9 protein-coding genes are annotated in these 13,898 nt (G+C 61.0%); 7 read left to right on the top strand and 2 right to left on the bottom strand.

Annotated elements, in window-relative coordinates:
* Nucleotides 1-135: 135 nt before the first annotated feature.
* Nucleotides 136-2,025, bottom strand: a complete 1,890-nt coding sequence (locus TERRO_RS04175; protein ID WP_014784751.1) for a glycoside hydrolase family 15 protein — start codon at nt 2,023-2,025, stop codon at nt 136-138.
* Nucleotides 2,026-2,217: 192 nt separating this feature from the next.
* Between TERRO_RS04175 and TERRO_RS04170 the strand changes: the two genes are divergently transcribed.
* The 7 genes from TERRO_RS04170 (at nt 2,218) to TERRO_RS04140 (ending at nt 13,373) form a co-directional block, all read left to right on the top strand.
* Complete coding sequence (locus TERRO_RS04170; protein ID WP_014784750.1) at nt 2,218-4,365, top strand: alpha-1,4-glucan--maltose-1-phosphate maltosyltransferase; 2,148 nt, start codon at nt 2,218-2,220, stop codon at nt 4,363-4,365.
* The gene (gene treS, locus TERRO_RS04165) at nt 4,362-7,601 is read left to right on the top strand and encodes a maltose alpha-D-glucosyltransferase (RefSeq protein ID WP_014784749.1); all 3,240 of its coding nucleotides are present in this window, start codon (nt 4,362-4,364) and stop codon (nt 7,599-7,601) included. Before TERRO_RS04170 ends, treS begins: the two co-directional genes overlap by 4 nt.
* Nucleotides 7,598-8,851 carry a hypothetical protein gene (locus TERRO_RS04160; RefSeq protein WP_014784748.1) on the top strand — a complete coding sequence of 418 codons (1,254 nt, stop codon included), beginning with the start codon at nt 7,598-7,600 and terminating at the stop codon, nt 8,849-8,851. The genes treS and TERRO_RS04160 overlap by 4 nt, the downstream gene beginning before the upstream one ends.
* A gap of 48 nt (nt 8,852-8,899) precedes the next feature.
* A complete protein-coding gene (locus tag TERRO_RS04155; RefSeq protein ID WP_014784747.1) occupies nt 8,900-9,628 on the top strand; it encodes a hypothetical protein in 729 nt (242 codons plus the stop codon).
* Nucleotides 9,629-9,715: 87 nt separating this feature from the next.
* Complete coding sequence (locus TERRO_RS04150) at nt 9,716-12,034, top strand: xanthine dehydrogenase family protein molybdopterin-binding subunit (protein ID WP_014784746.1); 2,319 nt, start codon at nt 9,716-9,718, stop codon at nt 12,032-12,034.
* A complete protein-coding gene (locus tag TERRO_RS04145) occupies nt 12,031-12,513 on the top strand; it encodes a (2Fe-2S)-binding protein (protein ID WP_014784745.1) in 483 nt (160 codons plus the stop codon). Before TERRO_RS04150 ends, TERRO_RS04145 begins: the two co-directional genes overlap by 4 nt.
* Nucleotides 12,510-13,373: an FAD binding domain-containing protein gene (locus tag TERRO_RS04140; protein WP_014784744.1), complete on the top strand. Its 864-nt coding sequence runs from the start codon at nt 12,510-12,512 to the stop codon at nt 13,371-13,373. Before TERRO_RS04145 ends, TERRO_RS04140 begins: the two co-directional genes overlap by 4 nt.
* Here the strand turns inward: TERRO_RS04140 and TERRO_RS04135 are convergent.
* Nucleotides 13,370-13,867 (bottom strand): HNH endonuclease, encoded by a 498-nt coding sequence (locus TERRO_RS04135; protein ID WP_014784743.1) that lies wholly within the window; start codon nt 13,865-13,867, stop codon nt 13,370-13,372. The two genes, TERRO_RS04140 and TERRO_RS04135, sit on opposite strands and share 4 nt — an antisense overlap.
* Between the last annotated feature and the right edge of the window lie 31 nt (nt 13,868-13,898).

The following is a 13,898-nucleotide window of genomic DNA, read 5'->3' as shown; positions in this document are numbered from 1 at the left end:
TGCAACAGCAGCGAAGTGTGTCACGGGAAACTGCGGTATCTCTCGCTTAGGTGCGAGGCCCTACGGGTGGGTTGTTCGCCCGCCGGCATCTGCGCCCTTGCATTCTCTCGTTACGTGCCACTCTGCGCCGCACGTTTAGCTGTTCTGATTTGTGCTCGCGACCTCGCTCCACGGGCCCGTTCCACCGCTTAAAATGACCGCTGCGTGTGCCATCGTCAGGTGGGTAAAAGCCTGCGGGAAATTACCCACCTGACGTTTGCCCACCGTGTCGTACTCCTCTGCGATCAGACCCAGAGGGTTTCGCAGCGCGATCAACCTCTTGTAGAGTGCATGCGCTTCCTCAACGCGACCACTGAGGTACTGAACTCCCACCAGCCAGAACGAACACGCCAGGAATGCGCCCTCGCCCGGCGGAAGACCATCCGATCCGTCAGCGGTATCGTAGCGCAGCAGCAGGCCGTTCTTCATCAAACGTTGTTCAATCGCAGCCACGGTTCCCTGCACGCGAGGATCGCTCGCAGGAAGAAATCCGACAAGAGGAATACGCAGCAGCGCCGCATCCACCGACTTCGAACCATAAGCCTGCACGAAACTGTTAAGTTCCTTATCGAATCCCTTGTCACACACATCCCCATGGATCTGATCGCGCACCTTCCGCCAGGCGTCGAAACGCTGGCGGGTTTCGGCATCTTCATCACCATGGTCCTTGGCCTCATATGCCTTGATGGCGCTTTGAAACGCAACCCACGCCATCATCTTCGAGTGAACAAAGTGCTGCTCCGGTCCACGAGTCTCCCAGATACCGGAGTCTGGCCGCTCCCATATGTCGGCGAGATGATCCAGCATGTTCGTCACCATCGAACGGATCGCCGGCGTCCACATATCGTCGTCGCCCACAGGCACACGCGACAGCGCAGCGATCACCTCGCCATAGACGTCGAGTTGCACCTGATTTGCGGCCTTGTTACCGATGTTCACAGGCTTGGAGTCTTCGTACCCACGTAACCAGTCCGCAGTCCACTCAGTCAGCTGCCGCTCACCGCTGATACCGTACAGCGACTGGATCTGCTGCGCAGATCCTGCGATCGCACGCAACAACCAGCCACGCCACGCGAGAGCCTCTTCTGTAAATCCTTCGTGAAGCAGCACCAGCAGCGTAAACGCCGTATCGCGCAGCCAGCAGAACCGGTAGTCCCAGTTGCGCTCGCCGCCAATCAGCTCGGGCAGCGACGTAGTCGGTGCCGCAACCAGGCCGCCGGTGGGCCGATAAGTCAACGCCTTCAACGTGATCAGCGAACGCTCAACGCACTCGTCATATTCACCGCGGTACTCGCGCTGGTCAGTCCAATCGAGCCAGAACTTCTCCGTCTCCGCGTAGGCATCGTATGCGTCGAAGTTGGCAGGATCATCCTCAGTCGACAACCCATACGAAAGCACAAAGCAGACGCTCTCACCCTCTCGCACGTCAAAGTCGCTGACAGTACTAAGGTCCTCGCCCCGCAGCGGAACCTCCGTGCGCAACACGACCAGTTCCGGCCCCGCAATCGCACGCATGTGATGGTCGACGCGTTGCACCCAGGGAATCGTCCGGCCGTAATCGAAGCGCAACACAAGATCCATGCGCATCTTCACAGTGCCACGGATGCCACGCACAATCCGCACCACGTCGGAGTGATTACCGCGAGGAGGCATGAAGTCTGAGACCAGAACCTCACCATTCTGCGTAACCCACTGCTTTTCAACGATGAGCGTATGCGGCTTGTAGCGCCAGTCCTCGCCGGTAATCGTCTCATCAGCAGCAGGCTTAATCTTGAAATAGCCATTGTCCGCCGTGCCCAGCAGCGCAGCGAAACACGCGCCAGAGGAGAAGTTGGGCCAGCACAGCCAATCTACGGAACCGTCCTTACACACCAGTGCCGCAGTTTCGCAATCGCCGATCAGGGCATAGTCTTCAATACGTGCGCCGTGTAACGGAGGTGTCACAGCAGAGTCAATCGCGGGTGCTTCATCGGGACGCTGATTCACTGAATGCACCGGCCCGACAGGCCCATCGCCCGCTGGGCAAACGCCGCCGGTCTATCGCGCATCTGTAGGACTGCGTTCGTCCGTAGTCGTTTTACAGTCCTGCTATTGTGCGTTGTGTCGCTCAGGTTCATACCGGCTTGGATGCGCGCCAAAGTCACGCGGACGTGATGGACAAGCGCGAAGGAGATTCGTTTGAAGCCGAGCGACGGTCGTAGCCGCGTAGTAATCGAAGATGTGAAACCGGAGATCGATTGCGGTCGCCACGCAGCCAAACGCATCCTTGGAGATCGCGTTCGGGTGACGGCGGCGATGTACTCCGATGGCCATGACCACGTTGCCGGTCGCTTGATGTACAAGCGCGCTGAAGAACGCACGTGGCGCTACGCTCCCTTCCGCGAACTCGGAAACGACATGTGGGAAGCGGAGTTCACCGCCGACGCCCTCGGCGCATGGGTCTACACCGTGCAGGCCTGGGTCGACCACTTCGGAACATGGGTGCATGACCTCCACAAGCGCATCGACGCGCAGGAGGTTCCTGGCATCGTGGACGCCGTGGACGCCTCGCAGCCCGGCGGCCCCGAACAAAACGAAGGCGTCAACGCGGTCGATCAGAACACCGTCGCCGCGCAGCAACTTCCCGGCAAGCAGCCCGGCAGCAACTACGGCACGAACGCCCGCCCACAAGGCGACGTCGCCCTCGCCCTGCGCTCAGGTGCCATCCTGCTTGACCAGGCCTCGGCACGCGCTCGCGACGCGGAAGCACGCACATTAAAGGGCACAGCCAGCACGCTGCGGTACATGGCTGAAAAGAACTCGCCGTACTACGACTTCCCACTCAGCGACGATTGCATTCGTCTGTGCCTCGAGTACCCCGACCTGAGTTTCGCCGCGACCTACGACCGTGAGCTGCCGCTATGGGTCGATCGGGAACGCGCGCGCTTCTCGGCCTGGTACGAATTCTTCCCGCGCTCGGCAGGCCAGCCCGGAGTTCACGGCACACTGCGCGACGTCGCAAACCGCTTGCCGGAAGTCGCAGCGATGGGCTTTGACATCGTCTACCTGCCGCCCATCCATCCCATCGGCACCGCGTACCGAAAGGGCAAGAACAACTCCGTCAAGGCGGAACCGGGCGATGTAGGCAGCCCGTGGGCCATCGGTGGATCCGATGGTGGGCACAAAGCGATCCTCCGGGAACTGGGCACGTTCACTGATTTCGCCGCACTCCTGGAAACCGCAAGCGCCAACGGTCTCGAGATCGCGCTCGACATCGCCTTCCAATGCGCGCCGGAGCATCCCTGGGTTAAGGAACACCCCGACTGGTTCCGCATTCGGCCCGACGGATCGATCCAGTACGCAGAAAATCCGCCAAAGAAGTATCAGGACATCTACCCGATCAACTTCGAGTCGTCCGACTGGCGAGCACTCTGGCAGGAACTGTATTCCGTCTTCGCCTTCTGGATCGACCGCGGCGTCAAGGTCTTTCGCGTCGACAACCCGCACACCAAGGCACTGCCCTTCTGGGAGTGGTGCATTGCGGAGGTCCGCAAGGAACACCCCGAGGTCATCTTCCTCGCCGAAGCCTTTACCCGCCCCCACGTCATGTACGGCCTGGCGAAGATGGGCTACACGCAGAGCTACACCTATTTCAGCTGGCGCACCGAGAAGCGAGAACTCACGGAGTACATGACGGAGATCACCACCGCTCCGGTTAACGAGTTCTTCCGCGGCAACCTGTGGCCCAACACCCCGGACATTCTGCCGGAGTTCCTGCAGACCGGCGGTCGCCCTGGCTTCGCGCAACGCGCTATCCTCGCGGCAACGCTGGGAGCAAGCTGGGGCGTCTACGGCCCAGCCTTCGAACTCTGCGAGCACGAGCCCGCGAAGCCCGGCAGCGAAGAATATCTGAACAGCGAAAAGTACGAGCTCCGCTCTTGGAATCGCGACGATCCGCAGAGCCTGGCGCCGCTGCTGACACAGTTGAACCAGATTCGAAAGACACATCCGGCTCTTCAGCGCGACAACACGCTTCGCTTCCACAACATCTCGAACGACCACCTGATCGCGTACAGTAAGCGCCTGGGCGACGATGTGGTCCTGATGGTCGTCAACCTCGACCCGCACAATCTGCAAACAGGTTGGACGGATCTGGATCTTGTCTCGCTGGATCTGCCGATCGCCGGAGCATACGAGGCGGTCGATCTGCTCTCGGGCGAAGTCTACCAGTGGCACGGGTCAAATAATTACGTCGCGCTCGACCCTGAAAAGGCACCTGCACACATCCTCGTACTGCATCCGAAGCATCTCTCCGAAATGACCGCCGGGGAGAGCACGGAAGATTGAGCGCAGCCATTACACGTCCGAAACGGAAGAAGCCAGGTAGCGCCACAGATCCCTTGTGGTACAAAGACGCGGTTATCTATGAGTTGCACGTCAAGGCATTTGCTGACGGCAATAACGACGGCATCGGTGACTTCCCCGGTCTGTTGGGGAAGCTCGACTACCTGCAGGAGTTAGGCGTCACCTGCATCTGGCTTTTGCCATTCTTCCCGTCGCCGCAGCGTGATGACGGCTATGACATCAGCGACTACCTGAGCGTCAATCCAGCCTACGGCGACATTGACGACTTCAAAGCGTTCCTGGCCGCTGCGCACCAGCGCGGCATGCAGGTGCTGATAGAGCTGGTCATCAATCACACCAGCGACCAGCATCCCTGGTTCCAGGCGGCGCGCAATTCGCCGAAGGGCTCGCCCGAGCGCGAGATGTACGTTTGGAGCGACACCGACAAGCTGTATGACGGGGTCCGCATCATCTTCACCGATACGGAAAAGTCCAATTGGACTTGGGACCCGGTTGCGCAGCAGTACTACTGGCACCGCTTCTTCTCGCACCAGCCGGATCTAAACTTCGACAATCCGCGCGTCATGGAAGAAGTGCTGAACGCCATGCGCTTCTGGATGGATATGGGCGTCGATGGACTCCGCCTGGACGCCATCCCATACCTCATCGAGCGTGACGGCACCAGTTGCGAAAACGTGCCCGAAACGCACGTCAAGATCAAGCAGATCCGCGCCGCCATCGATGCGGAATACGAAAACCGTCTGGTTTTGGCAGAAGCCAACATGTGGCCGGAAGACGTGCTTCCATACTTCGGCGACGGTGACGAGTGCCACATGGCCTTCCACTTCCCGCTCATGCCGCGAATTTACATGGCGTTGCGGCAGGAAGACCGTCTGCCCATCACGGAAATCATGGCGCGCACGCCACCCGTCCCGGAAGGCTGCCAGTGGGGTCTCTTCCTGCGCAATCATGACGAGCTAACCCTCGAAATGGTGAACGACGAAGAGCGCGACTACATGTATCTCGCCTATTCGGCCGATCCGCGTATGCGCATCAACGTGGGCATCCGCCGCAGACTCGCGCCACTCGTTGATAACAACCGTCGTCGTATCGAACTGCTGAACTCTCTGCTGCTCTCTTTCCCGGGCACGCCGATTCTCTACTACGGCGATGAGATCGGCATGGGCGACAACATCTACCTGGGCGATCGCAACGGTGTACGCACGCCCATGCAGTGGAACAGCGATCGCAACGCCGGCTTCAGCCGTGCGGTGCCCGCGATGTTGTACTCGCCGGTCATCATGGATCCCATCTGGGGTTACGAAGCGATCAACGTCGAAGCGCAGGAGAGCGACACCTCGTCGCTGCTGCACTGGACACGCAACATGATCGCTTTGCGTAAGCTCTTCCAGGTCTTCGGCCGCGGCACGCAGGAGTTCCTCAAGCCGGAGAATCGCAAGATCCTCGCGTACGTCCGCGAGTACGAATCCGAGCGTGTCGTCTGCGTCGCCAATTTGTCACGCTTTGCCCAGCCGGTCACTCTGGACCTGAGCCGCTTCGCCGGCATGGTGCCGGTAGAAATGCTGGGCTACGTTCCATTTCCGAAGGTGGATGCAAGCCCCTACGCGCTCACTCTCGCTCCATACGGCTTCCTCTGGCTCGAAATGCAACCAGCCCCTGAGATCGACATGGAGGCTGCACCGCCTGAGATCAAGGACGCGGCTCTCGTCCTGCCTGCGGGCGATCTCATCGGTGCCGTTACAGGTGCAGGCGCAGAACTGCTGCAGGAGACCTTTCTTCCGAAGTACCTCCAGGCGCAGCGCTGGTTCGGTGCGAAGTCGCGCACGGTGAAAAACGTCTGCATCACTGACGTGGTTCCCATCGACGACATGGACGCAGCCATACTACTGCTGCGCATTGACTATACCGAAGGCGAGAGCGACGTTTACTCCGTCCCGGTTGCCGCGATTACGGGCGAGCACGCCGAAGACCTGCTTCTGGAAGCTCCGCATAGCATCATCGCGGGCATGCAGATGGGCGCACAATCTGCGGGTGCACTGGTCGACGCACTGGTCATTCCAGAGATACGCGACGCACTGCTGGAGATGATCGAACGCGGTCACCAGAAGACCACCCGTTGCGATGGCATTCTGCGCGGCGAGGCAAGCTCTGCCTTTGCCGAACTGCGCGGAGAAGGCGAGATCCCTTCGCGCCGCAGCTCTGCAGAACAGAGCAACACCTCTTTGCTCTACGACGGCAAGCTGATCCTCAAGATCTTCCGCCGCCTGCAAACGGGTGAGAACCCCGATGCGGAGATCGGTCGCTTCCTGACCGAGGTCGCCAACTTCGAACACATCGCCCCCTTCGCTGGCCAATTGGTCTACACCGCAAAGGACAGCACGGAGGCGACGACCATCGGCCTCCTCCAGGGCCTGGTGCCGAACGACGGCGATGGATGGGAGTGGACGCTCGCTCAGATTCAATCGACCAAGACGGGCGAACCGACCAACTACGCCGAAGCAGCGAATCTCCTGGGCAAACGCACCGGTGAAATGCACGTCGCCTTGGCGACCGCAACAACCAACCCTGCCTTCGCTTGCGACGGCACGGACGCATCTTCCCTGGACCGCGACGCTGTACGCCTGGAAGCGCAGATTGCGGTTGCCGTGAACGCCATCAAGAACCGGTTCGCAGCACTGCCGGACGATCTGCTGGGACCGGCAGCGACCCTCCTCAGCAAACGTACGGAGATGCTCGCGGTAGCCGATGCGCTGCGGCGCATTGCCGGAGCACAGGCTGGCATCCGCATCCGTATCCACGGCGACTACCACCTGGGTCAGGTCTTGCGCACCAAGGATGATTTCGTTCTGCTGGACTTTGAAGGCGAACCGGCGCGTTCGCTGGAGGAGCGGCGAGCAAAACAATCACCCTGGCGCGACGTCGCCGGCATGATGCGATCGTTCTCGTACGCGGGTGCAGCAGGCTTTGGAACAACAAGCTCCGAAGAACGCACCGCCTGGGAACGCGCAGCGACTGACGCCTTCCTCCAGGGCTACCATCAGGGATCGGAAGGTATACCGTCGGGTGAGCAGACAGTCGCAAAGCAATTGCTACGTGCCTTCCTGTTGGAGAAGGCACTCTATGAGATCGTGTACGAAGTGAACAACCGTCCAGACTGGATTGCGATCCCGCTTACCGGCATCCTGGACCTGCTCCGTACGGTTGGAGACGAAGCATGAGCACAGCCGGCACAGGCGTAACCGCAGAGATGGAGACGCGCAACGAAGAGCGCTCGGCCAATACGGCCGCGGCGATGGATATCGTTGTATGTCTCGGTCCTTGGTACGAGGACGCGCCAGAGAACGTTTTATCTCCTCTGCTGCTAACTCTTCAACAAGCTCTGGGTGACCGGGCATCGCGCACGCTGATCGCGTACCCGGCCTCCGATCCTCAAGCACAATCCTGGCAGCACGATGGCTTGCTGCTACAGCCTTATCTTCCCTCGTCGAAGATGCATCAGCTCGCGGTGCAGACCGCGACCAGCTATCTAAGCCTTTACGAGATCATGCGTGCGCACGAAAGTGCGTGCGGCATTCTGCTCGGAGCGGAAGCACAATCACTGCAGGCACCTGCCATCCGCGGCATGGTGGAGGCCGTCTGTGACCGCGGCGCTGACCTCGGACTTGCCTGCTATGACATCACGCCATACGAGGGCCTGGTCAACGCCTCGATGCTCTACCCCTTGACGCGGGCAATCTTCCAGGTAAAGGCGACCTTCCCGCTTGCGCTCGATCTGGCAATGTCGAGCCGCATGGCGGAACGCATGGCCGCAGCGGCACAGAAGTGCACAGCCGCCGGACAGCCTGAAGCACTGGTCTGGCCGGCAGCCGAAGCCGCGACCGCCGGCTTCACTGTGGCGGAGGTAAGCGCAGGCGTACGTGACCTCCCACATCCCACCGGCGGAGATCTGTCCTCGCTGCTGAACACTGTCGCTTCCTCGGTGTTTTCCGATATCGAAGCGAAGGCATCGTTCTGGCAACGCACGCGTCCGTCGCTACCACTGCTGGAAATCGAAGCGGTGCCGTCTCAGACTCGCACCGCCGATCCCGTCGGACCGGAAGAGATCACAGAACTCGTCGAAGGCTTCCGTATCGCCTATGGCAACCTGCATGAGATCTGGTCGCTCGTACTGCCGCCGCAGACCCTTTTGGGACTGAAGCGGCTCTCACGCGCATCTGCAGAAGAGTTTGCAATGCCCGACGCCCTTTGGGTTCGCATCGTCTATGACTTCGTCCTGGCGCATCGCCTGCGGACAATCAATCGCGGCCACCTGATGGGCTCGCTGACGCCGTTGTACCTGGCGTGGGTCGCGTCACATATCATCGCTGGTGCGAACGGATCGTCTCTCGACACGCTCGCGCGAGCCTTTGAGGCGGATAAACCTTACCTGGTTTCACGCTGGCGTTGGCCAGACCGTTTCAACCCGTAGAGCTTTCGTCCTATTGGGCACGACCGCACCGGACAGGAGACCCGCATCATGTTTTCGCAAGTTCATTACGCTCTTTCAGATTCGTTCAGCCGCGTGCTGACCAAGCTCGCCGTGTTCCTTCCCGGCCTGCTTGCACTCGTCGTCGCGGTCGCTCTGCTCACCCTTCTCGGTGCCGGCCTGTCGTGGGGTATCCGCGCTGTGCTGGTCCGCATGAAGTTCGACGAACGTGTTGCGCGCGACAACTCGGCCGGTGTCACCGACTGGGCACCCGCGCACAGCCCAACGCTGCTCGTCAGCCGTATCGTCTTCTGGGGCTGCGTCCTGCTCGGCCTCGCCATCGGCATCTCTGCCTATGACGCCGCAGGCACCAGCGATCTCGCCCCCTTCCTGCTGCCATACCTCGCACACTCGGTCGGCGCACTCATCATTCTGATCGCTGGCACCATCCTGGCCCGTTACCTCTCGCGCTCGGTGCTCATCAGCGCAGTGAATGCAAAGCTTACCTACGCACGGCCGCTCTCCCTCGGCGTCAAGTGGCTGGTGCTCGTCTTCACGGGCGCCATGATGCTGGACCACCTGCAGATCGGCGGCCTCATCGTCGAACTCGGCTTCGGCATCCTCTTCGGCGGCATCGTGCTCGCACTTGCGCTGGCGATCGGCCTCGGCTCGCGCGACCTGGTAGCCCGCTCCATCGAACGCACAGCCGACCGTGCCGTCCCGATCGATCGTGCCGCAGAGCGTCCCACAGACACCCCGCGCACCCTGCGCCACTTCTAACTCGTTGCAAACATCAAAGCGCGCGTGACTGCATAGTCACGCGCGCTTTGCTATGCTTGGACAACTTTTCACCCAAGGGCAAGCGCCATGTTCCCTGCACCAGAACTCTCCGCCAACTCCACCACCCCCGTCGGCAGGAACGTGGTGCGCAAAGAGGGCATGGGCAAGGTGCTGGGCCGCGCGCAGTACATCGACGACCTCGTGCTGCCCGACATGCTGCACGGCGCCACCGTCCGCAGCACCATCGCACGCGGCCGCATCACGAACATCATCTTCAGCCCCACCATCGACTGGAGTGAGTTCGTCATCGTCACCGCAAGAGACATCCCCGGCAAGAACACCATCGTGCATCTCGCCGAAGATCACCCCTGCCTCGCCGACGGCTTCGTCAACCACCCCGAAGAGCCCATCCTCCTGATCGCGCACGCAAACAAAGCCGTGCTCCATCACGCCATCGCCTCCATCCAGATCGACTACGAGGCGATGCCCGCGGTCTTCACCATTGAAGAGAGCGAAGCGCAGAAGACAATCATCTGGGGCGACGACAACACCTTCAAGAGCTACCTCATGGAGAAGGGCGACGTCGATGCTGCCTTCGCCGCCGCAGACTACATCGTCGAAGCCGAGTACCGCACCGGCGCGCAGGAACAGCTCTACATCGAAAACAACGGCTGCATCGCCGAGTGGAGCGACACCGACGGCATCACCGTCCACGGCAGCATGCAGTGCCCGTACTACCTGCACCACGCCTTGATGCTCGCCTTCGACCTGCCCGCAGACAAGTGCCGCGTCATCCAGACCGAGACCGGCGGTGCCTTCGGCGGTAAGGAAGACTTCCCATCCGTCATCGGGACACACGCCGCTCTACTGGCAAAGAAAGCCGGTCGGCCAGTGAAGATCGTCTACGACCGCGGCGAAGACATGGCCGCAACCACTAAGCGCCATCCATCGCGCACTCGTCACCGCACCGCAGTCAGCAAAGACGGCAGACTCCTCGGCTGCGAGATCGACTTCGCCATCGATGGTGGCGCCTACATGACGCTGTCGCCCGTCGTTCTCTCACGCGGCACCATCCACGCCGCAGGCTGTTACCACTGGCCTGCCGTGCGCGTTCGCGCTAAGGCCATGGCGACCAACGTCCCGCCACACGGCGCCTTCCGCGGCTTCGGCGCACCGCAGTCGCTCTTCGCACTCGAACGCCACATGGACAAGATCGCAAAGGTCGTCGGCATCACCCCGGAAGAGCTGCGCCGCCGTAACTTCCTGCACACCGGCGACCAGACCGCAACCTGCCAGGTAGTGAAGGATCCTATCGATCTCGACGCAATGCTGACGAAGACGCTGACCGCCGCAGACTTCCACGCAAAGCAGGCACGCTTCGCCACCGAGAACAAGACCTCGCCGATCAAGCGCGGCATGGGCTTCGCCAGCTTCTTCCACGGTGCAGGCTTCACCGGCAGTGGCGAACGCCGCTTGAACTCACTGGTAAAACTCGAAGTTGATCACGAGGGCCGCGTCGTCCTGCTCGTCTCTTCCACAGAATTCGGTCAGGGCACCAACACCATCCTCTGCCAGGTCGCGGCGCAATCGCTCAACATCCCGTATGAGCAGGTGCTGATCGCCCAACCGGACACGCATCGCGTTCCCAACAGCGGCCCCACCGTCGCCTCACGCACGGCGATGATCGTCGGCAAGCTCGTCGAGAATGCCTGCGCCAATCTCCTCGCAACCCTCCGTACCGCTCCGAACAACTTGCGTGAGCACTACACACCGCAGGAGTTTTGCGCGGCTGCTCTGCATCACCGCAACGAGCATGGAACGCTCGAAGCAGAAGCGCGTTACCAGTCACCCGGCGACATCTTCTGGGACGACGACAAGTACAAAGGCGAAGCCTACCCAGCATTCGGATGGGCGATCTACGTAGCCGAAGTAGCCGTCGATACCCGCACCTATCAAGCCACCTGCACGAACTTCTGGGCCATGCAGGAGGTCGGCAAGGTGCTGCATCCGGTGCTCGCCGCAGGTCAGATCGAGGGTGGCGTCGCGCAGGGCATCGGCTATGCCATCTACGAAAAATGTGAGTGGCGCGACGGCGCTCTCAAGAACAATCAGATGACGAACTACATCATGCCCACCAGCGCGGACCTGCCGAACATCCACGTGCTCTTTGAAGAAATCCCCAGCATCCACGGGGCCTTCGGGGCCAAAGGCATCGGCGAACTCCCCATGGACGGCCCCGCACCCGCAATCCTCAACGCCATCGAAGACGCACTCGGCATCGCCTTCAATCAATGCCCTCTCCTGCCCGAAGACGTCTTCGAGCGCATGACACGTACGCACGATGGTGGCAGCGAAGATCTTCAGCCCGCAATCGCCGGCCCGTACTTCAGCGAGGCGACCGCATGAGCACCATCACTCTTACGATCAACGGCGAAACCCACCCCCTCGATGTCCCACCCATGCGGCGACTGCTCGATGTTCTACGCGAAGATTTGAAGCTCACTGGCGCGAAAGAAGGCTGCGGCGAAGGCGAATGCGGCTCATGCTCCGTCCTTATGAATGGCGAGCTTGTGAACAGCTGTCTCGTACCCGTGATCCAGACCGACGGTGCAACATTGATCACAGTCGAAGGCATGGCCACAGACGGTCGCCTCAGCCCCATCCAGCAGTGCTTCCTGGAACAGGGCGGCGCACAGTGCGGCATCTGCACACCAGGCATGATGCTCGCCACGCACCACCTGCTTCAGAAACATCCGCACCCAACCGAAGAGCAGATCCGTGAAGGACTCGCAGGCAATCTATGCCGCTGCACAGGCTACATGCGCATCTTCGAAGCCGTGCGCGAAGCCGCCAATTTTGTACCTGCAACGAGCCTGACCACATGAGATCGAACGCCGCTGAGTACGACATCATCGCGCCGGATTCCCTTGAAGAAGTCCTGGCGGTCCTCGCATCGGATCAGCGGGCGCCGATTGCAGGCGGCACAGAACTCATGGTCGCGCTCGGCGCGGGCCGGCTCGCACAGAAGAATTTCGTCAGCCTGCACAAGCTATCCGAACTACGCTTCCTCGACGATGCCGAGGAGACAACGCTACGCATCGGTTCCGGCACGACCTTCACCGACATACGAAGCAGCGACATCATCGCAACAGACTTCCCTCTCCTGTCACAGACCGCAAGCTGGACGGGCTCGATCGCAAACCAGAACCGCGGCACCCTCGGCGGCAATATCGCCAACGCATCGCCCGCCGCTGATACGCCGCCCGCACTACTCGCCTACGATGCAGAACTCGAACTCATCTCCATCCGCGGCACGCGCACCATACCTTACGCTGCATTTCATCTTGGCTATAAGCGCACCGCACTCGCACCCGACGAGTTGATTCTCGCCGTCCGCCTGCCGCGCCGCTTCTCTACGCACAAGCACTGGGTCCGCAAGGTCGGCACACGCAACGCGCAGGCCATCGCGAAGATCGCGCTCGCCGCCGTTGCGAAGATTGAAGACGGAGTCTTCACAGAGATCGCACTCGGCGCTGCAAGCCTGCGGGACCGGCCATCCCGTCTGCCCGCCACAGAGGCTGCCCTGCTCGGCCGCAATCCACACGATCCCGCAGCACTCCGTGCAGCAAGACAGGCACTGGCAGGCGAAGTCGCCCCCATCGATGACATCCGCTCCACCGCACGCTATCGCGCAGCAGTAGCTGGCAATCTTCTGGAAGAGTTTTTAGGATCGCTCAACGCTTAGGCCGCGCGCTCAGCTACCAGCATCGCCGCAACCTTCGCCTTACGAATGCGCTCGCGGAGAGCAGCCGTAACCGTACGGTGGCAACGCACACACAGCGTTCGAATGTTGGCCAGATCGCACTCACCGCCACCTTCCACCACCGGCACGATGTGATCGGCATCCCACAGGCTCTTGCGCATGCGGGTCTTGAAGCCCCAGTGCAGCATCAACTCTTCCCGCTTGGCCCCACGCGAACGCTTCAACGCGCGCAACGCAGCCATGGTGTCGATCCCACAGCCGCAGCATCGGCCCTTGTCTCGCTTGTAGACATGATCCCTCAGATAAGCGGGCTGCGACCGCAGCTTCCACTCGTGAACGCAGAAATCGCTACAGAACGTGAAGCGCCGCTTCGGCACCTCAAGATTGCACCAGCGGCACAGTCCACGCCCATTGGGGCCGCGCGGATGATCCTTGCGATCAACCCATCCCCCAACGATCGTGCGCGCAGTACTCACAGGGCTATTCTGCCTTGCAAGCACTGCGCGC

This window comes from Terriglobus roseus DSM 18391, from assembly GCF_000265425.1.
GTDB lineage: Bacteria > Acidobacteriota > Terriglobia > Terriglobales > Acidobacteriaceae > Terriglobus > Terriglobus roseus.
This window is presented reverse-complemented; position numbering and strand designations above follow the sequence as displayed.